This is a genomic window from Acidobacteriota bacterium, from assembly GCA_034211275.1.
GTDB lineage: Bacteria > Acidobacteriota > Thermoanaerobaculia > Multivoradales > JAHZIX01 > JAGQSE01.
The window spans coordinates 1-24,806 of record JAXHTF010000097.1 but is presented as its reverse complement, the minus strand read 5'-3'; the positions used below and the strand labels follow the sequence as shown (position 1 = coordinate 24,806).

18 protein-coding genes, 1 tRNA gene and 1 pseudogene are annotated in these 24,806 nt (G+C 64.0%); 5 read left to right on the top strand and 15 right to left on the bottom strand.

The features are described from left to right. Window positions 1-184: 184 nt before the first annotated feature. The gene (locus SX243_15175; protein ID MDY7094310.1) at window positions 185-1,837 is read left to right on the top strand and encodes a hypothetical protein; all 1,653 of its coding nucleotides are present in this window, start codon (window positions 185-187) and stop codon (window positions 1,835-1,837) included. A 2,019-nt stretch (window positions 1,838-3,856) separates the two neighbouring features. On the opposite strand, the gene SX243_15170 is transcribed toward SX243_15175, so the two are convergent. Then, window positions 3,857-4,252, bottom strand: a complete 396-nt coding sequence (locus tag SX243_15170; GenBank protein MDY7094309.1) for a hypothetical protein — start codon at window positions 4,250-4,252, stop codon at window positions 3,857-3,859. Between the two features lie 1,014 nt (window positions 4,253-5,266). Next, on the bottom strand, window positions 5,267-6,580 hold the full coding sequence (locus SX243_15165; protein MDY7094308.1) for a hypothetical protein: 1,314 nt from the start codon (window positions 6,578-6,580) through the stop codon (window positions 5,267-5,269). A gap of 533 nt (window positions 6,581-7,113) precedes the next feature. Here SX243_15165 and SX243_15160 point away from each other — a divergent pair. Further along, entirely contained in the window at window positions 7,114-9,645 is a 2,532-nt protein-coding gene (locus SX243_15160) for a PBP1A family penicillin-binding protein (protein ID MDY7094307.1), read from the top strand. Window positions 9,646-10,035: 390 nt separating this feature from the next. On the opposite strand, the gene SX243_15155 is transcribed toward SX243_15160, so the two are convergent. The 12 genes and pseudogenes from SX243_15155 to SX243_15100 all read right to left on the bottom strand — a co-directional run bounded on the left by SX243_15155 (window position 10,036) and on the right by SX243_15100 (window position 21,103). Then, complete coding sequence (locus SX243_15155; GenBank protein ID MDY7094306.1) at window positions 10,036-11,283, bottom strand: class I SAM-dependent methyltransferase; 1,248 nt, start codon at window positions 11,281-11,283, stop codon at window positions 10,036-10,038. A gap of 8 nt (window positions 11,284-11,291) precedes the next feature. Continuing rightward, window positions 11,292-11,741 (bottom strand): 50S ribosomal protein L9, encoded by a 450-nt coding sequence (gene rplI, locus SX243_15150; protein ID MDY7094305.1) that lies wholly within the window; start codon window positions 11,739-11,741, stop codon window positions 11,292-11,294. A 13-nt stretch (window positions 11,742-11,754) separates the two neighbouring features. Continuing rightward, window positions 11,755-11,985, bottom strand: coding sequence for a 30S ribosomal protein S18 (gene rpsR, locus SX243_15145; GenBank protein MDY7094304.1), 231 nt, complete (start codon window positions 11,983-11,985; stop codon window positions 11,755-11,757). 2 nt (window positions 11,986-11,987) lie between these two features. Further along, the gene (rpsF, locus tag SX243_15140) at window positions 11,988-12,350 is read right to left on the bottom strand and encodes a 30S ribosomal protein S6 (protein MDY7094303.1); all 363 of its coding nucleotides are present in this window, start codon (window positions 12,348-12,350) and stop codon (window positions 11,988-11,990) included. A 174-nt stretch (window positions 12,351-12,524) separates the two neighbouring features. Beyond that, complete coding sequence (locus tag SX243_15135; protein MDY7094302.1) at window positions 12,525-14,588, bottom strand: sodium-translocating pyrophosphatase; 2,064 nt, start codon at window positions 14,586-14,588, stop codon at window positions 12,525-12,527. A 105-nt stretch (window positions 14,589-14,693) separates the two neighbouring features. Further along, a complete protein-coding gene (gene pth, locus SX243_15130; protein ID MDY7094301.1) occupies window positions 14,694-15,293 on the bottom strand; it encodes an aminoacyl-tRNA hydrolase in 600 nt (199 codons plus the stop codon). A gap of 48 nt (window positions 15,294-15,341) precedes the next feature. Further along, a complete protein-coding gene (locus SX243_15125) occupies window positions 15,342-15,995 on the bottom strand; it encodes a 50S ribosomal protein L25 (protein ID MDY7094300.1) in 654 nt (217 codons plus the stop codon). A 9-nt stretch (window positions 15,996-16,004) separates the two neighbouring features. Then, on the bottom strand, window positions 16,005-16,946 hold the full coding sequence (locus SX243_15120; protein MDY7094299.1) for a ribose-phosphate pyrophosphokinase: 942 nt from the start codon (window positions 16,944-16,946) through the stop codon (window positions 16,005-16,007). Between the two features lie 104 nt (window positions 16,947-17,050). Further along, window positions 17,051-17,125, bottom strand: a tRNA-Gln gene (locus SX243_15115). A gap of 579 nt (window positions 17,126-17,704) precedes the next feature. Continuing rightward, window positions 17,705-17,956, bottom strand: a pseudogene (gene spoVG, locus SX243_15110) (septation regulator SpoVG). Between the two features lie 352 nt (window positions 17,957-18,308). Then, window positions 18,309-18,956, bottom strand: a complete 648-nt coding sequence (locus SX243_15105; GenBank protein MDY7094298.1) for a hypothetical protein — start codon at window positions 18,954-18,956, stop codon at window positions 18,309-18,311. A gap of 230 nt (window positions 18,957-19,186) precedes the next feature. After that, entirely contained in the window at window positions 19,187-21,103 is a 1,917-nt protein-coding gene (locus SX243_15100; protein ID MDY7094297.1) for a tetratricopeptide repeat protein, read from the bottom strand. A gap of 560 nt (window positions 21,104-21,663) precedes the next feature. Here SX243_15100 and SX243_15095 point away from each other — a divergent pair. Together SX243_15095 and SX243_15090 are read left to right on the top strand one after the other, a co-directional pair. Continuing rightward, window positions 21,664-23,196, top strand: coding sequence for a hypothetical protein (locus SX243_15095; GenBank protein MDY7094296.1), 1,533 nt, complete (start codon window positions 21,664-21,666; stop codon window positions 23,194-23,196). A gap of 46 nt (window positions 23,197-23,242) precedes the next feature. Further along, window positions 23,243-23,509 carry an HU family DNA-binding protein gene (locus SX243_15090; protein ID MDY7094295.1) on the top strand — a complete coding sequence of 89 codons (267 nt, stop codon included), beginning with the start codon at window positions 23,243-23,245 and terminating at the stop codon, window positions 23,507-23,509. Between the two features lie 87 nt (window positions 23,510-23,596). On the opposite strand, the gene dtd is transcribed toward SX243_15090, so the two are convergent. Next, window positions 23,597-24,058, bottom strand: coding sequence for a D-aminoacyl-tRNA deacylase (gene dtd, locus SX243_15085; GenBank protein ID MDY7094294.1), 462 nt, complete (start codon window positions 24,056-24,058; stop codon window positions 23,597-23,599). Between the two features lie 114 nt (window positions 24,059-24,172). Here dtd and SX243_15080 point away from each other — a divergent pair, with 114 nt between their 5' ends. Further along, complete coding sequence (locus SX243_15080; GenBank protein MDY7094293.1) at window positions 24,173-24,673, top strand: single-stranded DNA-binding protein; 501 nt, start codon at window positions 24,173-24,175, stop codon at window positions 24,671-24,673. The last annotated feature ends 133 nt before the right edge of the window (window positions 24,674-24,806 follow it).

Sequence of the window (24,806 nt, the reverse complement as noted above, 5' to 3'; positions counted from 1 at the left end):
CAAGAGGTTGCAAAGACCAAAGTTATAGCATTCCAACCGATTGCGTCGGTAAGTTCTGGGAAGTCGTGGACATCAAGGTCACCCCTTCCGCAGTCGACATCATCGAGCGGAACACCTGCAGTCAGGAGCCCATTCGGCGTTGGGCTCGAGGGCAGAAGTAGCTCCACACCGCACCAGCAAGCCCATGGATACACAGGCTTACACAACCCACACCGAGTCGAATCGCGAAAACAACTCGCCCAGAGCGGTTGACGGAAAGAGTATTCGCTCATATGGCGTAGCTGTAGGACTTCTGTGTACTGTGCTGATAGCGATTCTATGCACTTTCCTTGGAAAAAGCGAGGCCAAGAAAAATTACTCTACTTCACAAAGGACCAAGAAGGGACCTCCAGCCCTAGCCGGGAGTTCCTGCAACGAGGAACACTTATACCGCATAAATACCACCTACTGTCGCCCTAAAGACCCCATCGACCTGTACATAATCGAAGATCATTCCTTTAGTTCAAAAGAAGCGAGAAGACGCCTTCTCGTCGATGAGATTCGGACAATCGCCTCTCAGGACCCCGAGATAGCTGACCTCATTGCCTGCACAGGATTTGCATCGAGCGTGATGCCTGAAACATTTCAACCAGCCCCTAATGACGCTGAAGGATGCTTAGCAAGGCTAAAGGAAGCCAAAAAATACCGATCCGAGGAGACGAATAGGCACTTCTACGAGACAACCGATTTCGAAAAATTATTTTCCTCTCTTGAGCAAAGAATTACACAAGAGCGACAGTTCGACTCCGGAACTCCACAATTAGATCGACGGCACCGAAAGCACCGCGACATCATAGTAATAATTTCTGATGGCATACATCACCTAGAAAGCAGTGCAAAAGACTGTGTTCGTGCGGGAGAAGTGGCACCCGAGGAGGTCTTTCGGAGCTTCCGCTCTCTAAAAACAAGCCTACTTCAACACCAAGCCGAGACTTGGGCCTTCTTAGTAATCCTGGATCCTCAAGAGGGATGTGTCGCTGATATTGAGACCTACTGGCAAAGCCTCATCAATATTGGACTCATCACCATCCAAGCTCCACGACCAAAGGCCATAGAGACCATTACCCAAGAAATTCTCCAAATAGTAAATTCTCACCGATACTCGATCTCAGCAGCTGGCACAGAACCAAGGATTGCTCACCGTCTCGCTCTTGACTTCAGGTCGACCGTAGAGATCACCTTCAACGTGCGGCGCTTTGGGCAATTGCCTTTCGAGCCCCTCAGGAGTCCTGACCTACCCATAAGAATGGCCACCTTGGGCGAGGAAGGAGGGAGCACAATAGTGCCCTTGACCCACAAAGTCAGTCATCGGGAACAGAGAGTGCATCAAAGCAGGCAATTCATTAGCACACGAAACCCAACCTCGACGATATCATTCCATAATGACGCAAATATGGAGCTCGATCCCAAGAAGACCTACTTCATACAACTGGACATTGATGGGGTCTGCACGAGCCAGAAAGTACCGCTCCCTCCGCACTGGCGCCCCCTTGCAATTAGCGCACTCAAACGACTGCACAACACCTTGTGGAATCCTCTGGTTTTCCTGCTAGCCATATTCGTACTGGCGCGCCTACTACTGGCCATCACCCAAAAACAAGCAGCACCGACAGTAGCTTTAACTCTCATCTTCACTGAAGTATTCCTTATATCTCTATTCAACTCCGGATCGATAGCTATTTACATCATGAGCGAAGGCAGCTCTCCGCCGCTCTTCGAGCTGCTAAGTAAGGGAGCAACAGTCCTCGTAGCCTTTATACCCGGCTGGAACACTGACTCAAGCGCAGAGCTCTCTTAGACATCAAGAGCAACCCCAGAAACAAAGCTACATTCCTATCAAGAACAGAAGGTTGTTTTGCGTACACCACAAGAGGAAAGCACCGAGATCTCACTAGAAAAGGCCCATGATTACCTCCGAGAGGGAGCGATCGCGGCAGCACGGGGAATCTTGGAGCGTCTCCTGGCAGTTAATGAGAATGATCAAGAGGCCCTAGACCTGCTCTGGAGCCTCGAAGAGGAGGGCCCTGAGGAAGGGGCTGATCCTCAGATCACGGTCCACCCAGTCGCTGCTCTTCGCTCCGAAGTCCAAAACCTCCTCGATCAGCAATACATAGCCGACGCTCGATGGACCCTCGAGCAGGCTCGTCCCGGCTTTGAGGAGGAAGCGGAGCTGGGCGAAATTGAGCGGTTAGTACGGATTGCAGAGGAGCGAGAGAGAAATGTCCAGGACCTTTTCTCGCGCGGGATGAATCTCCTCGAGAGCCACGACTTGGAGGATGCAGAAGAAGCTCTCAAGCAGCTCCAGCACCTTGCTCCTCAAGGGACCGAAGCTGAAGCCCTGGAGCAGGCCCTGAAACAAGCCCGAGAGGCGAAGGCAGGAGCTGAAGAAGAGAGGAAAGCTGAAGGGACGGCGGCGGAGCTAGCTGAAGAGGCACAGTCGGCTCTGTCAAGAAGCCTCATCTCGGATGCATCAGCAGAAGAGTCGAAGGAGCCCCAAGGGGGGATCGAAGCAACCCCGGCAACGGGCGACTCGCTGCCGCCCCCTCCGGCAGGTCTCCAAGAGACTGAGGAGCCTGAGACCTCGGTGGCCTTAGAACGTTCCCCACACTCTACTTCTGCAGCCAATCAGCCCACCGCAGGAAGACTCCCGCCCCAACGGCCTGCGGAATCAGAGACGCTGTCTGAGACTCCGGCTGCAGGTTCGTCGGCGGACCAGTCTGGTTCCGAGGCAGCTGCTCGAACGCTTCGACTCCCTCCGATCACTCAAAGCCACAAGAGTCCGCAGCAAGAAACCTTGGAAGTCCAGCGAGTTTCCGAGGGTACGCCACCTCGGGATTCAGGCTCCCTCACCGCCGGGGGGACCCCAAACCCGACCACGATCAGCGCCGGCGACACAACCCGCCAACTGGCTGCAGAGGAAGCCCCTCTGGGGAAACGAGCGCCCACCTCGCGCCCGGCCCTGGCTGCCGCTCTCCTTCTGATTCTCCTTGCAGCAGCCTGGTGGACGTCCTCCTTATTCGAATCTCCAGAGCTTCCAGAGCTCGAGTTCACCCGAGTCTCCCCAATCGGCCCGATCCAGCTAGGCTGTGCGACGACGGACAAACAATGCGCTCCAGACGAGACACCCTTCCCGCTGGCTTCTATGGCCCCCTTCGAGCTTGCCGTCACCGAAACAACCTGGGGGCAGTACCAAAGATGTGTGGAGGCCAGGCGCTGCGCAGAGCCATGGAGCCGTAGGGAGAGCCCACCTCCGGACGACCACCCTGTTACAGGAGTCACCTGGGAGAACGCTCAAGCTTTCTGCCGCTGGGCGGCCGAGGGACGTCTACCTACCGAAATCGAATGGGAGCTTGCTGCCCGCGCCGGAGGCACGCTGGAAGGTAAGTACCCGACCGGAGCCACCCTCGGGCCCAGCCTAGCCCATTACGGTCAAGCGACTTGCTGTAGCGCCTCAGATGCTGGCCGCTGGCCGCCAACTCGCCCCGTTGGATCCTTTGATGCCAATGGTCTCGGCCTAAAGGACATGGCCGGCAACGTTGCCGAGTGGACCGCCTCGCGGTATGAGCCCTCCCTGCAGATTTACGAACCGCTCACTCGGTTGCCTGAAAGAACCGCGGACTCATCGGAGGGGCTTCTGGTCACGGTTCGGGGAGGCTCCTGGATCCATCCTGCGAACATGCTTAGAGTTTCAGCTCGGCAAGCGCTCGACCCAGAGCTCAGCGCCGGAACCGTCGGCTTCCGTTGCCTCCGGGCGGCTACCGCTCAGCCAGACGACAGATCAGGCTAGCCATTTCCCTGAAAATCGAGTAGGTGCCCTCTATCGGGCAGCCGGGTTGTTGACGCGATGCTCGGAGAACTCGCTGGCCAAAATCCGCAGCAGCTGATTGTGTTCGAATCGGAGCTCGATCACCTTCAAAGCCGAAAGCTCATCGAAGCGATTTGCGCAAGCCTGAGGAAGGTGAGAAGGCCAAGCCGGATAGTAGAAAAGCGCTGCCCCGGCCAACCAAGCGGTGGGTGGGTGACCGTCTCTCAAGACTTCGATCTTGGCTCGGCCTGCCTTCTTGAGCTCGAATAGGGCTTGGATGCTCCGCAGGTCGCCATCGTAGCTCGTCGGTTCGTTGGCGAGATGCGGCGGGCTGATCCGTTCTCCATTGACGCTGAGAATCGAATAGCCTCGGGGTAATGAGATCGGCTGGCCGTCGCCGATCTTCAAGATTCCTTCCTGGGCCTGGTAGGCACAGCCTTGACGACACTTGATGGTCAGGGCAGAGCCGATTTGCATTTCCAAGGGGGGCAAACTCCCTGGCTCAATCAGAGGAGGAGGGACGGGATCAGGGGCTGGCACTGGATTAGGTTCAGCCGGCTCTGGAATCTCCAACTCCTCCTCCGAAGTGCCCCCGAGCTCCGGTGGCGCGGGAGAAGCGGGAGGGAAGGCATCATCTCCAGCCGATATAGGCGGGGACGGTCCCGGTGGCGTGAGGGGCTCATCATCCCTAATCTCTGGATTCCCGAATGGAGGGTCCGACAGCTCCGAAATCCTTCCCTCCTCTTTCGGCTGACCGCCAGCTGAACCTCGGCCATCAGCAAGCTCATCGTCAAGATCCTGAGAATCGAGCCTCGGCGAAGTCTTGTCAGCCCGACGTACTAGAGGGGGTGGGGACCCGTCTATAGGCTCAGGATCAGGCCCTACAAGTCTCCGCTCCAACTCTTGTAGTCTTGCCTGGCGCTCCAGAGCCAGCTGGAAGAGAGCCTCTTCCTTGGGCCGTAGAGATCGCTTCTGACCGAGCCTATTGAGCTCTCTCCGGACTGCGCCGCCGTAGAGCCGGGCATCGCCGACCCTGGCCCGAGCCGTTTGGAGATCTCCACACTCCAAGGCAGCCTCGGCCATTCTTAAGTAGGGAAAGTATCCGCGAACGAAATCCGTTCGGCGAGCCCGAAGCTCCAGGGCAGGTTCTGGCTTCTTCTCAATGCTCAGCTCGAGATAATCCATCTTCTCGGCGCAATTGCCGGTGCTCAGATACCCATCCCAAGCTTGATACCAGGCTAAGTTCTGGTCTTTGGGAATGGCAGCCAGCAACGCCCAGGCAGCCAATATGAGGAACAAGATCTGCCAACTCTTCATGGAGTCCGCCTCCTTGTGAGCAAAATGCAGATACCGTCAACAGGCAAGGCCGAGCTCGCGAAGATTCTTCGCAAACTCGACCTTGCCTGGATTGTAGGCTTGCACTCAGAGCTTGAAGATCGCGCTGACCAGGACATCCGTGCCTGCATCGGAAGAGAAGTCTCCTGCAATACCCAGAGCGAAACGTTCGGCCTCGAATCCGCCCCCTACAGTCCAGTGGTAGATCTCGTCATCGAGGCGAGGCGCCCAAGCGCGCTGCAGTGGATCGGAACCCGTGTAATACGGTAGGTGAGCCTCATCGCGCCAAACTCCAGCGCGAAGGCTCCAGGACTGCCCAGCGGTCGCGGTCGTGAAGGTGCGCTCGAAGCCGAGATGAAGCTCGGTCACATCGGGGATCGCATAGCCATAGCTGGCATCCTCGGCAGTCTCACCGAAGAAGGTCACCCCTTCCGCTTGCTCGAAGAGGTCCGAATACTGAATGTGATCCGCCTCGAAACTGACAACCCACTTCTCGCCGCGATAGACCCAACCTCCGGCAATACGGGTGGGAATCGTAAATTCCGATTGAAAACTTCGATCTAGAAAGCTGAAGCCCACCACCTCGAATCGATTGTCCATGTCGTAGGAGGTCTGCTTCTGCCAGGACAGACCGGCGACCCAACGATCAGAGATTCGCCACAAACCGCCCAAGGTGAAGAAGAGATCGGTCTCTGCATCGACAACAGACGATTGGATATTGACGGTATCCGCAGGGTCGAAGAGCTCCCCCCGCCGAGAAATGCCTTCGAAGCTCAGCTCGGAAATTCCCACAGCCATCCCAATCCCCAGGTTTTCCCCGAGACGCCAACCTGCGGAAGCGCCATAGACTTCATTTATCGCCGAGGCGGTGTTGGTGACCGGGCGAAAAACTAAGTCTGAGTCGATCTCGGGGAAAAAAGCGCTATCGATGAAGACATCGACGCCACTTTCAGTATCTAGCAACTTACCGTAGAAGGCACTGACCACCAACTTATTAGGTAGGATCGGTTGCAGGTAGCTGGCGAAGGAAAGAAAGTTCGACTCGTTCTGAATCGTACGGCGGCCTGGCGTGCGACTCGGGGTGCCATCCAGATTCAATCCAGTCTCGACTCGCGGTGACAGGAACTCATCTTCTTCTGAAACGTACTCTACGCTCACCTGAGACCGGTCAAAGAATGCCAACCCTCCAGGGTTGACGAAGGCTGCCGTGGAGTCATCATCGGCAAGCGCCACCAGCGCTCCCCCCATCGCTCTAGCCCGAGCTCCGGGATTGCTGAACCGGAAGTTGATCACGCTCAGGTACTCTGCATCGGTCTGAGCTAGGGCTTCCCCACTGAATCCCAGACCCACGCAGAGAGCCAGGAAGCTCCATAGAATCCCCACTGCTTTCAAGGCTCGCATTCCTCTTCTCCTTTTGATGACCGATGGCTATCCCTGGCGGCATCGAGTTTTGCCAGAGCAGACCCGTCGGCTAGATTCTCGACCTCTCTTAGTTCTCTTAGCGCAGCAGCTCAGCAGCACGGGTCATCCGCTCTCCTGCCCCCGCCCTCCCCCCGCCACATTTCCGCCCCGATTCGCCCCAGGAGCCCCGTATAATCGGCGCCATGGATGGCGACAAAAAGGGCGAAGATCAGCCCCACGAACCGGCAGCTCCTGACACCACCCCAGAAACCGACTCGCCCACGCAGGCTGAGGCTGAAGAGCAGCCCCGAGCCGAGGAGCCGAGGGCCTCGGTAGAGCGGGAGGCCCAAGACACTCCCGCCGAGGCCAATGTCGAGAGCCCAGACAGGGAGAGCGGTCGGGAAGACTCCCACTCCTGGTCCGACACCCCCCTCGAGCACGGCCCCAAGGCCCCGGGCAGTGCCGGGCCGCGGGCGGGGGAGCCGTTGCGGCCGGGGCGGGTTCGGAAGAGGGGGGGCGAAGCGGGAGCTTCGATGGCCTCTACTCCACCGGGCTCGTCGGTGGGGGGCTCAACCGAGGCCGGCTCGTCGGTGACGGATCGGATTCCGCAGAAGACTCTGGAGAAGCGGCGGCGGCCGAGGCGTTCGCGGCGAGAAGGACGGGGCTGGTATGGGAGGCTCAGCCCTCGGTACCGGTATCTGCTGCCGGTGCTGGTGGCGGTGGTGGTGGGGACGTTGTTCGGGGTGGCGGTGGCGGCGGCGATCAATATTCCGGAGGTGGACGACCTCTCCACTTTCACCCCTAGCCTGATCACCCGGGTGTACAGCGAGCAGGGAGAGCCGTTCGCGGAGTTCGCGCGTCAGCGGCGGATCCTGCTGCGGGAAGGCGAAGTGCCGGAGGTGCTACAAAACGCCATCATCGCCCTGGAGGACGCGAGCTTTTTCCGCCATGGGGGCGTCGACGCGGTGGGTATCGCCCGGGCCGCCATCACCAATCTGCGCGCCGGCGAGAAGAAGGAGGGGGCCTCGACCCTCACCATGCAGCTGGCGCGGGCGCTGTATCTGACCCGGGAGAAGAGCTGGCGGCGCAAGATCGAGGAGGCGTTCACCGCCGTCGAGCTGGAGAAGCGCTTCAGCAAGCAGCAGCTGCTGACCCTGTACAGCAACCTGATGAACCTGGGCCATGGCAATTACGGCATGGCCCAGGCTTCCCGCTACTACTTCGACAAGCCGGTGGCGGAGCTGGAGCTCCACGAGGCGGCGATGCTCGCCGGGATCCTGCAACGGCCCAGCGACTACAGCCCGTATCGCCGCCCGGACTTGGTGCGCCAGCGGCGCAATTGGACCCTCAGCCGCATGCTGGCGGAGGATTTCATCACCCGCGAGGAGTACGACGAGGCGGTGACCCAACCTCTCGGCGTGGTGCGCCAGCGGCAGCGGGAGCAGTTTGCGCCGTATTTCGCCGAAGAGGTACGCCAGGACATCGAAAATACCTACGGCACCACCGCCATGCTGGAAGGCGGGCTGCGGGTCTACTCCACCCTCGACCAGCGCATCCAGGCCAGCGCCGAGGCAGCCTTGCATGAAGGGCTACTGGAGCTGGACCACCGCAAGGGCTGGCGGGGACCGATTCGCCAGCTGGAGGAGGACCCCCAGACGGTGGAGCTGGAGGCCTGGACCGAGGGAGAGCCGGAGCCGGGAGCCTGGTTCCAGGGCGTGGTCCTGGAGTCGGACCGCCGTACCGCCCAGGTGCGGATCGGCGAGCAGGTCTATGAGCTGACCCGCGAGGGCATGGAGTGGACCCGCCGCAGCCAGCCCCGGCAGGTGCTGAAGAAGGGCGACGTGGCGTGGTTCCGCCTGGAAGCGCCGGAGGCAGAGGCTGCTGAGGAGGAGGGCGCTGAGCCACGGCTGATGTTGGAGCAGGAACCGGTGATCGAGGGGGCTGCTCTCGTGCTGGAGTCCGCCACCGGAGCCGTGCGGGCGATGGTCGGCGGCTGGGACTTCCAGCGTAGCCGGTTCAACCGCGCGGTACAGGCGGAGCGGCAGGTGGGCTCGGCGTTCAAGCCCTTTGTGTGGGGAGCGGCGCTGGAGGCCGGCTACACCGCCGCCGACACGCTCTTCGACGCCCCGACGTATTTCCTCGGCGCGGACAATCAGCCGGACTATAAGCCGCGCAATTATGGCCGCGAGTATTACGGCATCATCACGCTGCGCCGTGCGTTGGAGAAGAGCCTGAATATGACCGCGGTGAAGCTCCAGGACTTGATCGGGGTCGAACAGACCATCGATTTCGCCAAGCGCTGCGGGGTCAGTGTGGAGCTGCCACCCTATGCCAGCCTCGCCCTGGGAGTCACGGAGATGACGCCGCTGGAGCTCGCCGGAGCCTACGCCGCCATCGCCAATCAGGGCACCTTCGTGGAACCGTATTTCATCGAGCGGGTGGAGTCGCGCAACGGGCTGAGCCTGGACGAGCATCAGCCGGCCACCCGCCATGCCACGTCACCGGAGGTGGCCTTTGTGCTGAGCTCGATCCTCGAGGGAGTGGTGGATCGAGGTACCGCCACGGCTCTGCGCGAGCTGCCCTTGGACCTCGCGGGCAAGACGGGCACGACGGACGATTTTTCCGACGCGTGGTTCGTCGGCTTCACGCCCCGCTACACGGTGCTTAGCTGGGTCGGCTATGACCAGCGGCGTTCCCTGGGTCGGGGCATGACCGGTGCGGAGGCGGCGATTCCGATCTGGAAGAAGATGATCGAGGACGGTTTGGAGCGCGGCTGGCTTGAGCCCGAGGAACGCTTCTCCCCTCCTCCCGGCGTGACCACCGCCAGCGTGGAGTACTACAGCGGTCTGCTCGCGGCGCCGGGGGCGGAGCGGGTGATCCAGGAGACCTTCGTGATCGGTACGGAGCCGGCCAAGAGCTGGGACCCCACCCTGGCCCGGATCATGGAGCTTCCCTGGTACCAGCAGCGCCCGTTCTACATCCCCAAGGAGGGCGAGCGCATGCCCGAGGATTTCGCGGACGTGGCGCGGCAGAAGCGGGAGGAAGAGCTGGCGGAGGGAGGTTGAGAGCCGTCCCTAGAGTGAGCTGGAGAGGCACAGCAGAACAATCGGCGAAACCACTCTTGGCCGACTCCTCCCCCGAGCCCCGCTTTCACCCAGCGGTGTGAGTGGGCTGCGGGATTCGAGGATGGTCGAGAGACCACCGCAGAACCCGACTGCCCACGCCCCCAGGCTCAACGGTCCTCTGCCCAACGAAGGGGCGGCTCCCAATAGAAGAGATCGCTCAGAGGAACGGGGCACCGGCTATGCGGGGTGCTCGGGAGTCGGGCCCTGCGGTGGGCGCGGACGCCCATCCTCGGATCCCGCTTCCTCGCCATACCGGCAGAAGCCTACGGAACTTGGGGGATGAAGCGAGCGAAAGTGGTGTCGTCTTCTGGAACCGGGAGAGGGCTGGAATCAAGCTTCTGGGCGAGTACCTAGCAAAGCGTAGTCCTGGTATCCGAAGAGCACGTCATCGAGGCGGTCGCGGAGGCGGTTGATGCGGTCCGCCAGGGGATGTTGGGCGTACGGGAGGTCGGCGAGATCGATCTCCGGCAGACGGTCGCCGTCGCTGAAGGGGCGCAGGTCGAGGCGTTCCACCGCATCGAAGCCGGCGAGCTCGAAGATCAAGGCCAGGCTCTCGGGGTGCACCGGCCGGCGGTGGGTGGGGTCGAGCCAGAAGTTGCGCGCCGCCACCACTACGGAGAGAGGGTTGGGGGTCTCGAGGATCAGCCGGCCGCCGGGGCGCAGGGCGCGGTAAGCGAGGCGCACCAGACGATCCAGCGAGGTCACCGGCAGGTGCTCGATGACGTGGAAGGAGACCACCGCGCCGAGGCTTCCCGGCTCCTGGGCGGCGAGGACATCGAAGAGATCCCCCTCCTCCACCGTCAGGCCCTGCTCTCGGCAGTGGGCTACCATCTCAGCGCTGCCGTCGACGCCCCGGGCTTCGAGGCCGTGGGCGCCGAAGACCTCCAAAGACTCACCGCGCCCGCAGCCTAGATCGAGCACCGGCGAGCAGCCCTCCAAACGCGGCAAATAGGCCGCCAGGCGCTCGCCAATCTCTTCTTCCGTGCCGCGGTAGCGGCGTTCCAGCTCCAGATAACCCTGCTCTTCCCGGGCGCGCACCAACGGTGCTGGGGAGACTTGAAGATCGCCTTCCCCAGCTCCAGCGTTACCAGCGGCGGATTGCTCCACCAGCGCCAGGGCGCCATCAAGACTGCTGGCCAGCTCCCTGGCTTCTCGGCGATAGCGGTCGAGCTTTTGATCGACGCGGGCGAAGAGGGCGTCGTCGTGGCGCAGAACTTCCTGCAGCCCTTCGGCCATGAAGGCCTCCAGGTGGCGGATGCGGTGCTCGTGGTCTTCGAGGGCCTCGAGCTTCTCCAGCAGGATCAGATTGAAGACCCGCTGGCGCTCCCAAAGGTCGGCGATGGGGAATCTGAACAGCGGGCGTAGCAGCCGCTTGGCGGCCACCAGAAGACGGCCCAAAACGCCACGATGGCTGCGGATGGGGAACCGCTGGTCCCCCTCCCACAGCCATCGCCAATGACCGATCTCGCGGGTCGGCGAGCCGAGAAAGTCGTCGATGGAGGGCGGGGTGGTGGCCTCTTCAGGCTCCTGCCTACCCTGCCCTTCTTCCACCGGCGGATCTTCGGCCGCGGCGCCCACCGTCGGCTTTACTCTTCCGCCGGTACCACGTTGACCTTGAGCTCGGCCATGACCTCCGGGTGGAGGTCGATAGTGACCGTGTGCTCACCAACGCTCTTGATGCCTCCGTCCAGCTGCAGACGCCGGCGGTCCACCGTCACACCCTGCTCTTCCAGGGAGTCGGCAATGGCGGTGGGGGTGACCGAACCGTAGAGGGTGCCGGACTCGCCGACACGCTTCGCGATGGTAACGGTGATGCCGGCGATCTGCGCCGCCACCGCCGCTGCCTCTTCGCGCTCTTTGGCATGACGGGCGTCGATCTTGGCCCGCTGCTGCTCGAAGTAAGCTCGGTTGGCCTTGTTGGCCTCCAGGGCCAGGCCCTGGGGGAAAAGGTAGTTGCGGGCAAAGCCCGGCTTGACCTGCACCTCCTCGCCGCGACGGCCGAGGGTGCGCTGATCGCTCAACAGAATGACGCGCATGATGCTTGACTCCTCAGTCCGTGGTGAAGGGCAACAGGGCCAGGTGGCGGGCCCGCTTGATCGCCTGGGACAGAACCCGCTGGTGCTTGGCGCAGGTACCGGAGATACGACGCGGCAGAATCTTGGCGCGCTCCGGGATGAACTGCTGCAGCAGCTTGGTGTCCTTGTAGTCGATGTACTCGATGCGGTCCGCGCAGAATTTGCAGACCTTGCGCCGGCGATAGAAGACTCTCTTGCGTCCCATGATCAGCCCTCCGTCCCGGTGGCCTGCTCGTCGCCTTCATCTTCGGCTTCGGCGGCTTCGATGTCCTGGGGTCGGTCGGTGCGCACGGTGAGGTAACGCAGCACCTTGTCGTTCTGCTTCAGGCGCAGCTCAAGCTCCGCCAGCGGATTGCCACCGCCCTCTTCGACGGTGACGTAGAGGAGCATGTACTTGCCCTCGTTGAGCTTGTTGATGGGATACGCCAGCTTGCGGCGCCCCCAGCTCTCCTGCCGGGCGATGGACGCACCGCCAGCTTCCAGCAGCGACTTGACGTCGTCGGTCAGCTGGACCACATCGTCGTCGGAAACCCGCGGGTCGACGACGAAGATCAATTCGTAGATTCGCATGGAACCTCCCTTTGGCCTATACAGTCCCGCACTCGGGCGGAACAGAGAGGGGTGTGGTGTTGCAGAGCTCGGCGCCAACCGGACCCCGCGTTGACAAGACTCCGAATTCTACCGAAACGGCGGAGGAAAGCAAGCATTGGCTCTCCTCCGCCGTCTGGGTATCGAGAGAGTGGATCAGAGCATGGGGGCGATGACCAGGGCCACCACCGACATCAGCTTGATCAGGATGTTGAGGCTCGGACCGGCGGTGTCCTTGAAGGGATCGCCGACGGTATCGCCGACCACCGCGGCCTTGTGGGCGTCCGAGCCCTTGCCGCCGTGGGCGCCGCCCTCGATGTACTTCTTGGCGTTGTCCCAGGCGCCGCCGGCGTTGGCCATGAAGATGGCCATGGAGACACCGGCGACGGTGACGCCGGCCAGCAGACCGCCCAGCGCCGTGGGGTCGTAGAGCCCGACGGCCACCGGCACGATGACCGCCATCAGGCCGGGCACCACCATCTCCTTGATGGCGGCGGCGGTGGAGATGTCCACGCACTTGGCGTAGTCGGCCTCCGCCTCCCCTTCCATAAGGCCGGGGATGCTGCGGAACTGACGGCGGACCTCTTCGATCATCTTGAAGGCCGCGCGGCCCACCGCGCCCATGGCCATGGACGAGAAGAGGAAGGGCATCATGGCGCCGATGAACAGGCCGCCCATGACCCGGGGCTCGGTGAGGTTCATCACCTCGATCCCGGCGGTGGTACGGAAGGCGGAGAACATCGCCAGGGCGGTGAGGCCGGCGGAGCCGATAGCAAAGCCCTTGCCAATGGCGGCGGTGGTGTTGCCGACGGCGTCCAGCTTGTCGGTGCGCTCCCGCACCTCGGCGCCGAGATGACTCATCTCGGTGATGCCGCCGGCGTTGTCGGCGATGGGGCCGTAAGCGTCCACCGCCAGCTGGATGCCGGTGGTGGAGAGCATGCCCAGGGCGGCGATGGCGATGCCGTAGAGGCCCGCCTGGGCGTAGGCCACCAGGGTCGCGATGACCAGGATGACCACCGGCCAGGCGGTGGACTTCATGCCCAGACCGAGGCCGGAAATGATGTTGGTGGCGGCGCCGGTACGGCTGTCGTCGGCGATGCTCTGGGCCGGCTTGCGCTGTTCCGAGGTGTAGTACTCGGTGATCAGGCCGATGGCGGTACCCGCCACCAGACCGGCGACGGTGGCCCACACGATGCCCATGGCGCCGAAGGTCAGCTCCCCGATCTGATAGGTGGTGTCGCCGAGAATCTGGGTGACCAGGACCCAGGTGGCGACGAGCATGACGATGGCAGCGCCGAAGGTGCCGCGGTGCAGAGCGGTACCGGGGTTGCCACCCTCCTTGGTGGTCACCAAGAAGGTGCCCAAGAGGGAGATGACGATGCCCACGGCGGCGAGGATCATCGGCAGCAGCACCAGCTCGGCGTTGCCAGCGGTACCGCTGACCACGGTGGCGGAGACGCCCAGAACCAGGGTGGCGATGATGGCGCCGACGTAGGACTCGAAGAGGTCGGCACCCATGCCGGCCACGTCGCCGACGTTGTCGCCCACGTTGTCGGCGATCACCGCCGGGTTGCGCGGGTCGTCCTCCGGGATGCCCGCTTCCACCTTGCCCACCAGATCCGCACCGACGTCCGCGGCCTTGGTGTAGATGCCGCCGCCGACGCGGGCGAAGAGAGCGATGGAGCTGGCGCCGAAGGAGAAGCCGGTGAGCACCGTCACCACCTTGGCCAGATCACCGGCGCCGAAGAGGTTGATGTAGACCAGGGCGAGGGCGGAAAGGCCCAGCACGCCCAGTCCCACCACCGAGAAGCCCATCACCGCACCGCCGGCGAAGGCCACCTTGAGGGCCGGGTTGAGGCCGGTGCGGGCGGCGGAGGCGGTGCGCACGTTGGCGCTGGTGGCCACGCGCATGCCGAAGAAGCCGGCCAGGCCGGAGCACAAAGCGCCCACCACCATGGAGACGCCCACCAGGGCCGAGCTACCGGCGACATTGCGGTTGCCGAAGGCCAGCAGCGCCGCGGCGACGACGACGAAAATTGCCAGAACGCGATACTCGCGTCCCAGGAAAGCCATGGCGCCGTCGCGGATGTATCCGGCGATGCGCACCATGGTCTCGGAGCCGGCGTCCTGGCGGTTGATCCAGGCGCTTCGCCACAGGGCGAAGAGCAGGGCCAGGACGCCGCTGCCGAGAATCAGCAGCAGCGTGATCTGTAGGTTCACGAGAGATACCCTCCTTGCACGTTAGATGAGCGATTGCAATGCTTGGTCATTCGATGTCTAGAATCTTTCGATGATCTTTCGAATCGGGTGGCGCTGGTGTCGTCGCTAACGGTTGAACTGGTTCATGGCCACCGTCGCACCGTCCGCCAGCCAGGCCTCACAGGCGTCGGCGGCGCGGAGAATCATCTCCTTCACCGCCGACTCCTCTTCCGCGGTGAACTCGGCGAGGACGAAGGCCACCAGGTCCAGGTCGTCCTCCGCCTCCTCGTCGGCGATACCCCCATGCTGAATACCACAGCGCAAGCGGGCCACCTCGTCGGTGCGTACATTCTCGATCACCGACTCCATCCCGCGGTGACCGCCGGGGCTCCCCTGCACCCGCAGGCGCAGCTTCCCCAGCGGTAGAGCGACCTCGTCGTAGACCACCAGCACGTCCTCGGCCTCGAAACCGTGGCGCTCCGCGAGACACCGCAGGGCATAGCCGCTACGGTTCATATAGGTCTGAGGCTGGGCCAGCATCACCACCGGGTCGGCGGCGCTGAGGGCGTTGCACTCCAGCTTGCCGAGACGCAGGTCTCGGCGCCGGGCCAACTCCTCCACCACCCGAAAGCCGACGTTGTGGCGAGTCCGGGCGTAGCGTTCCCCGGGATTGCCCAGACCGAGCACCAGCCGTTGCCGGGGCTCGGCCTGCGGTTCACCGTTCATAGGGGCGGAACATCGAGAGCAACGATGGAAAGAGGTTCAGGACGGGCCTCAGCCCTCGTCCTCGTCCTCTTCCCGGCCGATCACCTCGGGCTCCTCCGCCGCGCTCTCCAGCAGCTCGTCTTCCTCGTCCTCCGGCTCCTCGACGAGGCGCGGCGCGGCGATGGAGACGATCACCCGATCTTCTTCCTCGAGCAGCTCCACCTTCTCCGGCAGCTGCAGGTCCTTGGCCTCCAGATGCTGGCCGATGTGCAGCTCGGAGACATCCAGCTCGACGTGGGTCGGGATGTCGCTGGGCAAACACTCCAGGGCGACCTCGCGGGTGACGAAGTCGAGGATGCCGCCGTCGGTCTTGACGCCCACGGGCACGCCGAGGGTCTCCACCGGCACCTGCACGGTGACCTTCTCGCTCATGTTGATGCGCTGGAAGTCGATGTGCTCGACCTGCCCCGTGAGGGGATCCACCTGCAGCTCGTGGATCATGGCGTGGCGGCGCTGCTTGCCGAGCACCAGCTCGAACACCGCGTTCTCACCGGCGGAGGTGTGCAGCAGATCGAGGATCGTGCGGCGCTGGACCTGAATGGACACGGATTCCTTGTTGCCACCGTAGAGGATGGCGGGAATCAGGTCCTGTTTGCGCAGCCGGCGGCTGGCGTTGGACCCGCTTTGCTCGCGGGATTGAACTTCGATGACTAGATCGCTCATGGGCTCCCCCTAGACGAACAGCGAGCTGACCGAGCTGTTCTCGTGAATTCGCCGAATGGCCTCCCCCAAGAGGGGCGCCACCGACAATGATTTTAGCTTCTTACACCTGGCCAGCTTGTCGTCGATCGGGATGGTGTTGGTTATCAGGATGGTCTCGAGAGGCGAGTCTTCGAGGCGTTGTAGAGCCGGCCCGGAAAGGACCCCGTGGATACCCACGGAGAGGATCCGCTGAGCCCCTTTGGCCTCCAGCAGACCGACGGTCTTGGACAGCGTGCCGGCGGTATCGATGATGTCGTCCAAGACCAAAGTGTTGCGTCCCTCCACCTCGCCGATGAGGTGCATGACCTCGGCGGTGTTGGGGGCCGTGCGCCGCTTGTCGACGATGGCCAGTCCGGCCTGCAGGCGCTTGGCGATGGCGCGGGCGCGCTCCACGCCCCCGGCGTCCGGAGCAACGATCACCAGCTCCGGAATGTTCAGGCCGCGGATGGCGTCCAGCAGCACCGGTGCCGCGAAGAGGTGATCCACCGGGATGTCGAAGAATCCCTGGATCTGGGCGGCGTGGAGGTCCATCGTGAGCACCCGGTCGGCGCCGGCGCGGGAGATGAGGTCGGCCACCAGCTTGGAGGTGATGGGCACCCGGGGCCGGTCCTTCTTGTCCTGGCGGGCGTAGCCGTAATAGGGCAGCACGGCGGTAACCCGGGAGGCCGAGGAGCGCTTGAATGCGTCGAGCATGATCAGCAGCTCCATCAGATTCTCGTTCACCGGCTGGCAGGTAGGCTGCACGATAAAGACGTCAGAGCCGCGGACGTTCTCTTCGATCTGACAGAAGCTTTCGCCGTCGGAGAAGTTGAACGCCGTGACGTTGCCAGCCGGGACGTTGAGGTAGCTGCAAATCTCGTCTACCAGAGCAGGGTGGGCGCGGCCACCGAAGATCTTGAGTTCGCCGTACATGATTCCTTTTCCGCAGACACTTCACCGGCGGCGGCCCCGTGGGCTTGTTGCCGACGGGTGAAGGTCAGGGTGTGAGGGTAGTTCCTACTCGGTAGAGCTCTAAGTGGTTGGGGCGCTAGGATTCGAACCTAGGAATGCGAGATCCAAAGTCTCGTGCCTTACCGCTTGGCGACGCCCCAATGACGGATTCCGATCTCCTGATGCGGGAGATCTTGTGGTTCTTCTTCTCGAGTCTTCCTCAGGTTGTGGGTTCAGGGTACCGTCCAGAACGAATCCCTGAGGTGCATCTCCTCGACTTCTTTCAAGCTCTTGCGCTGCTCCTGCGACGCTCCGGCATCCTCCTCGGACCGAGCCGCCGGAGCTTCGTGAGCCCGGACCTGCTCGACCGGTACCGGCGCCGCAGCAACCCGCGGCTCCCGCCCCGGGGCGTCCGGAGCTTTCCGGTGTCCGTCCCGGTGGGAAGCCTTGTGGCCGTTGCTGCGCCACTTCTCCGCCCCGGACCGATCCCCGGCGCGCTGCCGGCGGTCGGCGCTTGCCGCCGCGGGCTCGGCAACCGCAGGTTGCGCAGCGGCGGGTTGGGCCGCTGCCGGCCGAGCCGCTTCGGACCGGTGAGGCCCGACCTGCTCCCCTCCCGCAGGACGACCTGCGGAGCGGGACGCCGCCGCCCGATGGGAGCTGCGCCCGGGACCGCGGCGAGGCGCTTTGGTGACCGCCGGCGCACCGCGCTGAGCCTCCTCCGCCGCCCGGCGCGTCTCCGGGTCGACCATTCGATCATACTGCTCCAAGATCCGTCCTTCGATCATCTTCCGGCAATCGTTGTTCAGGGGGTGGGCCACGTCTTTGAACTCGCCATTCTTCTTGCGCCGGCTAGGCATGCTGATGAACAGTCCGTCCCGGCCCTGAATCACCTTGATGTCGTTGACCATGAAGCAATGGTCGAAGACCACCGACACGAAGGCCTTGAGCTTTTCTTCCTGGACCGGAAAGACCTTGACCTCTGTGATCTCCATTGAATCTTGCCCCCTCGAATCACGGCCGGATAGAGATCTTCCGCAGGCCTGCATCGGAACCACGACAGCTCCGGGAGCTTGGTCCTGCTTCAGAACGATCCAACGGACGCGCAGATGATCTGCCATCCGTCGATCTCCGGCTTCTCGCTCTCCAAGGTCCAGCCTTCCAGCCGGGAAGACCCGCCGCCTCGGACTGCGAAGACGTAGGTCGGAACCGCAGCATTATACCTGGCCTTTCCGTTTCGGGAAATGCCTTGATCGCGGTCCGATGGCGACAGAAGCGGAGCCGAGAAAGCCTTCGCAGCGACCCCAGCTCCGCAGCGGGTAATGCTAGAGGCGGTTGGAGGCGCTGTCAAATCTCTTCTCGACAGCCCTCCGAGCCATACTCCGGGGGAATCTCCGGCGCCGGGGGCAGGTCCTCCAGCGGCTCCCGCAGCACCTGCCGCCAACGCACCTCCAGGTCCTGGCGGCGGTCCAGCAGGATCCACCAGGGTTCCTGCCGGCGCAGCTGCGCCACCGGCTCTCCCCCCGCCTCTTCCCCGCTCCGGCCTCCGGCCCACAGCGCCCAGCGCAGCAGGTCGCCGTTGCGCAGGGTCGCAGTCCACGCCCGACCTTCGGCGTCGCGCCATTGCAGATGGCGGACGCCGTCCTGTTGATGCACTTTGGGGCGCACCACCGGCGGGACGGGGATGACTCCCAAGAGTAGGGACGGCAGAGCGGCGGCGGGAAAGGCTCCCATGGCCAGCCCCGGCAGCTCGATGGACTCGCCGTAGCGACACACCCGCTGCCCCCGGTGGTCGATCCACAGCACCTGGGAATCGTCGGCGTCGAGGTTCCAGGCCACTCGGCCGATGGGATCCACCGCCTGCAAGCGAAATCGGCGGAGAGACTCCAGCCACAGGATCAAGCGAAAGCTGCCGTCCTCCTGCTGGGGGCCCAGGTATTGAGCGCGAAAGAGATATTGGGTGGCCAGATCAGCCGCCGGAATCTCCGCCGGCACCTGGGCCCTGGCGGCTTCCGAGGGCGGCGGTGCCGGGGTCTCGGCTGGCGATGTCTCAGCGGGCGGCGCGGTATCGTCGGGTGCCCTTACCGCAGGCGCCGTCGAGCAGCCCGCCACTCCCATCCAACAGGCCAACGCGAGGACCGCTGTCGAGAACCCGGGCCTTGCGAGCCAAGAGCCGAGGCGGCCAGACCTGAGGCGGCCAGATCCGAAGCGGCGACAAACCGTGCTCAAGGCTCGGCGCCGTCCGCTTCTTCCTGGGCGTCCAGCTGCCGTAGCTTGTCCACGATGCGCTCTTGCTCGGCATCTTCAGCCCGCAACGCCCGCCCGTAGGCTTCCCGTGCCTCCTCCAAGCGCCCCAAGGCGCGGTAGGCGTCCCCCAGGTGCTCGAGGACGGTGCCGTCGTCGGTGACCAGGTGGGCCGCCCGCTCCAGGTGCTCCAAAGCCTCCTGGTACCGCCCCAGCTGGTAGTAGATCCAGCCCAGGGAGTCCACGAAGGCGCCGCTATCCGGCTCCTGGGCCACCGCCCGGGAGACCATCTGCAGCGCTTCCTGGAGATTCTCCCCACGCTCCGCCCACATATAGCCGAGATAGTTGAGGGCATCGGGATTGTTGGGATCCATCTCCAGCAGGCGCCGGAACTCGCGGACGGAATCGTCGAAGCTGCCACGGCGTTCGAGGGCGGAGGCAAGGAGGAAGAGGGTGCGCGGCGTCGCCTCGTGATCCTCCAGGTAGTTGCGCACCAGCCGCACCACCTCGTCGTAGTGCTCCAAGCGCTGATAGACCAGCGATGCCGCCAGCAGCGAGACTTCTTCTCCGGAACCGGCGAGGTCGTCGAGAAGCTTGCGCGCCTCGTCCGGACGCTCCAGCCGCAGCAGCAGCTCGGCCCGTTTGGCCACCGCCGCCGGATCCTTGGAGGAGGACCGGGAGAGCAGCTCCAGAGCCTCGTCGCCGCGTTCCAAGCGCACGAGCGCCTCCGCCGAGAGCAGCTCCGCCCCCAGCCGCAGCTGCGGTACCTCCGCCTGATGCAGCGGCTCGAGAACGTCCAGGGCAGGCTGCCACTGTTCTTGCTCCAGCAGCAGCTCCGCCCATTCGAGGCGTAGGCCAGCGGCTCCGGAGGCCTGCGCCGCCGCCGGGGCGGCATCATCCGCCGGCGCGTCTGCGGCGCGTTCCGCCTCCTCCGCCTCCAGCCGTGCCACCACCTCTCCCAACACCTGGGCCGCTTCCTCACCGCGCCCCATGCGCACCAGGACCCGCGCCAGGGTCAGGGCCACCTCGGGATCTTTGGGATTCTCCGCCAACAGCCGCCAGAGTTGCTGGGCCGCCTCTTGGTTGCGTCCTTGGGCATTGAGCACCAGCGCCCGCAGACGGCCCAGAGAAGGGTTCTCCCCGTGGTCGCTGATGGCCCGATCGAGCTCCGCCAAGGAGCCCCGGAGATCACCGGAGAGGAAGAGCTGGACCGCCAAGGTCTGGCGGACTTGCTCGGTGGCCAGAAGCTCCGGCGGCGCCGCGCGCAGCGTTTCCACCGCCCCCAGGTGATCGCCTCGGGCGCCCTGGAGCTCCGCCAGTCCCAGCAAAGCCTCCTCGGCACCGGGGTCGAATTCCAGCACGTCGCGGTAGACCTGCTCCACCTCGTCGTTGCGCCCGGAGCTGCGCAAGGCCTCCACCAGGAAGCCGTAGGCCCGGCGATTGCCCGGGCTGACAGTCACCGCTTCCCGAAAGGCCTCGATGGCTTCGTCGGTCCTGCCCAGGTAGAGCAGGATCTGCCCCAGGGTCATGCGCACGGTGACGTCGTTGGGAGACAGCTCCCGGACCTGTTGAAAGATCTCTCGGGCGGTCTGCAGGGCGGCGACGTTCTGGGGGTCCACCTCCGCCACGGTGAGGAAGGTCTGCCCCACCACCTGCAGGACGTCCGGATCCTTCGGCGCCAGGCTACGGGCCGCCTGAGCCTGCTCCACCGCCCGCTGCAGCTGCTGCTGGCGGTAGCGGGGGGATCGGGAAAGCTGAGCCAGGCGCACCAGGAGCTCGGTGTAGGCGGCCCGCACGTAGGGATCCTTGGGAGCCAGCTCGACGGTCTCCTCGAAGGCCTCCAGGGCCTCTCGGAAGGAACCCTCGTCGGCCAGCAGCTTGGCCACGGCGAAGCTCATGGACGCTTCGGCGGAAGGAGCGGGCTCCGCGGCGGCCGTCTCACCGGCCGTGTCTTCGGTGGTCTCGTCTTGGGTTGCCTCGTCTTCGGTCGCAGAGTCTGGGGCTGGCGAATCTTGAGCTGGCGAGTCTTGGGCTGGCGAGTCTTGGGCCAATGCGACCGGTGCCGGTACGACGAGGGCGACGACCAGAAGGGCGACCAACGAGAAGACCGCCATGGAGAAGGCTGGGAGCGTCGATGGAGTGAAAGTCGGGGTCGGGCTGGAGAAGGAACGGCAGATGCGCTTCATCGCGTCACAATAGCAGGGCGACGGCGGGCTCACAACACCTGTCCTTTACATTGGCAAGACTCATTTCTATAATCGAAACTTGCAAGTAACCGCAGGTCTGCCAAGGACTTAGATGGACCGCGGGCACTTGCCAGAGGGCAGTAACGATAGAATCGACGGCGGAGCTCGTCGGCCCCCCCCGCAGGCCAGCGACTTTCCCACCGATGGGCCTATCGGCGGGTCGGCTCAACGACTCCCGGCATCAGGCCCCGGTCGCTTCCAGGAGGAGCACGTTGGCAAACAGGCTTGATCTCGGCGATTTGTTGATGCGCAAGGGGTGGATCGACCGCTCCCAACTCAACCGCGCTTTGGCTGTCCAGCGCCAGATCCCGGGTCGGCTGGGAACCTGCCTGCTCGAGATCAACGCCATTTCCGAAGACCAGCTGCTCTCCACCCTCTCCGAGCAGCTGGGTGCACCACCGGCACCGCCGGAAGCCCTGCGCTCGATTCCCCAGGAAGTCATCGACCTGATCCCCGCCAGCCTCGCTCGCCGGGGCCCGGCGATCCCTTTCAAGGTCTCCGGTAGCCGCCTCAGCGTCGCGGTCACGGAGATGGGGGATCTCAACCTCCACGACGAGCTCGCCTTCGCCGCCGGCAAGCGCCTCGATCTCCACGTCGCTTCCGAGGCGCGCATCCACGAAGCGCTGGAACGCTATTACGGCGAGGAGTCGCCGGTGCGCTTCGCCCGCCTCCTCGACCGCCTGAACCGCAATCGCTACCTGTGGAAGGAAGACAACGAGAAGGATTCCGCCGAGCTCCCGGTGGCGGCGACGAAGAGCCCCCGAGCTACCCGGCCCGCAGGAAACCAGTCCCTCCAAGCCCTCTTTGCGCCCGAGGAGATCACCCTCGCCACCCTCGAGCCCTGTCCCGAGCTTCCCGAGGTCCAGCCTCCGGCAGCCACCAACGGCTCCGCAGCGGCGGTCGACGATCAGGTCACTGAAGGACGGGATACCGGGGGAAGGGCCACCGCCAAGCCCAGTCCCCCGCCACTGGAAGCCCCAACTCCGGAAGACCCAGCTCCCGAAGACCCAACTCCGGGGGCTCCAGCGCCCACCGTGGAAGCCTTGGCAGCCGACGGTCTTCTCGCCGAGGAGGAAGCCGCCGAGACCGCGGGTGGGGACCCGGGGGACGAGCCCCAGGAGGTGGAGCTGGAGGAAGCACCGCCCGCTCCTCCGGCTCCCAGCATCCAGCTCACCGCCGAGGAGCGAGCGGCCCTGGCAGCCTCGGAGCAACGGCACCACCGGACCACCCTCCACGGGACCCTGGCGGAGCGATTGGGGGCCGCCGAGGATCGCGACGAAATCGGCGAGCTGCTGCTAGCGAGCCTCGACGCCCACTTCGAGCGGAGCGCTCTGCTCATCGTCACCGCCGACGAGGTGCGCGGCTGGAAGCTCGCCGGCGAAGGCGCCCGGAGGGCGCGCTTCGAGGATCTGCGCATCGACCTCGAGGAACCGTCCGCCTTCCTGAATCTGCAGCACGGCGCCGACTTCATCGTCGGCCCCCTGGCGGATCTGCCCGCCCACAACCGATTCATCACCTGCTGGCTGCGGTCGCCGGAGGAAGAGAGCCTGGCGAGATGGTTGGTGCCGGTGCGTCTGAAAGACCGGCTGGTGAACGTGATCTATGCTGAAGGCGAGCGCCCGGATGTGCGCGCCGTAGGCGGACTGCGGGCGCTGCGCTGGTTCGCCCACGAAGCGGCCAAAGCGTTTGAAGACTTCATCTTACGGAAGAAATCGAGGCTGTCGAAAAGGGCGGTAGGAGTTTGACGCCCCTCGGGGCCGCTGCTAGACTCGCCGCCGTTCTGGAGCACTCATGATCAAGGCCGATATCGTCAACGAAGTCGCGAAAGCCTCCGATGTTTCTCGGGTCAAAGCGGCAAAAGCCGTGGATACCATCATCGGTGCCATGAAGCAGGCTCTCGCCGACGGCAAGCGCATCGAGCTGCGCGGCTTTGGCGTGTTCCAGGTACGGGACCGCAAGAAGGGCGTCGGGCGCAACCCCAAGACCGGGGTCGAGGTCGCCATCGCCCCGGGCAAGACCGTCCGTTTCAAGCCCGGCAAAGAGCTCAAAGACCTGTAGTTTTTCCTCCATGGAGCCGATGTTTCCGCTGGCGGAGTCCTCCGCTGCGGCCGGGCGGTGCTCCGTCGGGCTGCCCGCTCGTAGCTCTCAGGCTTCGCCGTCTCCCGACGGAGCGAAGTCGAGCACGAAGGTCACCGGGCCGTCGTTGAGCAACCGCACCTCCATGTGGGCTCCGAAGCTCCCCTCCGCCACTGTGAAACCGCGCTGTCTCAGGCCCTCCGCCACCGCCGTCACCAAGGGCTCCGCCACCGCCGGCGGCGCCGCTCGTTCGAAGGAGGGTCGGCGGCCCTTGTTCAGCGAGGCGGCGAGGGTGAACTGGGAAACCACCAGGAACTCTCCGCCGGCGACCGCAGCGTCCAGATTCATCCGCCCCTTGTCGTCCTCGAAGATCCGCAGCCGGGCCAGCTTCTCCACCGCCGCCCGCGTCTGCTCCGGGCCGTCCCCCTTCTCCACCCCGACGAAGAGCAACAGCCCTTTGCCGATGGCACCCACCGTCTCTCCCGCCACCTCCACCGAGGCACTGGCAACTCGTTGCAAGATCACGCGCATGATTTCCGTCCCCAGGGGTAGTGAAGCTTCGGCCAGCGGGGCCCGGCGGACCCCCGGCGGCTCATCCAAGCTCTATGATACGTTCGCCCAAGAAACCTAGAGGAGATCTCTTCCATGCTCAACAAGGCAATGCTCATCGGCAATCTCGGCCGGGATCCGGAGGTTCGCACTACCCCCTCCGGCCAGACCGTGGCCAGTTTTTCTCTCGCCACTTCCCGGCGCTGGCGGGACCGCGACGGCAACCGTCAGGAACAGACCGAATGGCACAACATCGTGTGCTGGGGCCGCCAGGCGGAGATCGCCGGTCAATACCTCCAGAAGGGGAAGCAGGTCTACGTCGAGGGACGGATTCAGACCCGTTCCTGGGAGGATCGCCAGACCGGCGAGAAGAAGTACAAGACCGAGATCGTCGCGGACAACTTCCAGATGCTCGGCAGCCGCGGTGACAGCGGCGGCGGTGGCGGCTACGGTGGTGGTGGTGGTGGCGGCTACAGCGGTGGCGGCGGTGGGGGTGGCTCCTACGGCGGCAGCGGCGGTGGCGGCGGTGGCGGCGGGGACGACTACGGCAACGACTTCGGCGGAGACGGCGGAGACGACGACGACATTCCGTTCTAAGCCCCCCTACCCCGATCTCGAAAAAACCGCCGGTCCCCTCGGGAGCCGGCGGTTTTTTTGTGGGCTTCCCGGAAGAAGCGAGCTGTCCTGAGAACACGGCCCCCGACGGCTAGAACGACTTTGATCCAGCCGG

Bases quoted from the DNA above. Each gene is read 5' to 3' on its own strand.
- SX243_15175 (MDY7094310.1), top strand. From the start codon at position 185: ATGGATACACAGGCTTACACAACCCACACCGAGTCGAATCGCGAAAAC.
- SX243_15165 (MDY7094308.1), bottom strand. From the start codon at position 6,580: ATGCGAGCCTTGAAAGCAGTGGGGATTCTATGGAGCTTCCTGGCTCTC.
- SX243_15160 (MDY7094307.1), top strand. From the start codon at position 7,114: ATGGCCTCTACTCCACCGGGCTCGTCGGTGGGGGGCTCAACCGAGGCC.
- rplI (MDY7094305.1), bottom strand. From the start codon at position 11,741: ATGCGCGTCATTCTGTTGAGCGATCAGCGCACCCTCGGCCGTCGCGGC.
- rpsR (MDY7094304.1), bottom strand. From the start codon at position 11,985: ATGGGACGCAAGAGAGTCTTCTATCGCCGGCGCAAGGTCTGCAAATTC.
- rpsF (MDY7094303.1), bottom strand. From the start codon at position 12,350: ATGCGAATCTACGAATTGATCTTCGTCGTCGACCCGCGGGTTTCCGAC.
- pth (MDY7094301.1), bottom strand. From the start codon at position 15,293: ATGAACGGTGAACCGCAGGCCGAGCCCCGGCAACGGCTGGTGCTCGGT.
- SX243_15125 (MDY7094300.1), bottom strand. From the start codon at position 15,995: ATGAGCGATCTAGTCATCGAAGTTCAATCCCGCGAGCAAAGCGGGTCC.
- SX243_15120 (MDY7094299.1), bottom strand. From the start codon at position 16,946: ATGTACGGCGAACTCAAGATCTTCGGTGGCCGCGCCCACCCTGCTCTG.
- SX243_15100 (MDY7094297.1), bottom strand. From the start codon at position 21,103: ATGAGCTTCGCCGTGGCCAAGCTGCTGGCCGACGAGGGTTCCTTCCGA.
- SX243_15090 (MDY7094295.1), top strand. From the start codon at position 23,243: ATGATCAAGGCCGATATCGTCAACGAAGTCGCGAAAGCCTCCGATGTT.
- dtd (MDY7094294.1), bottom strand. From the start codon at position 24,058: ATGCGCGTGATCTTGCAACGAGTTGCCAGTGCCTCGGTGGAGGTGGCG.
- SX243_15080 (MDY7094293.1), top strand. From the start codon at position 24,173: ATGCTCAACAAGGCAATGCTCATCGGCAATCTCGGCCGGGATCCGGAG.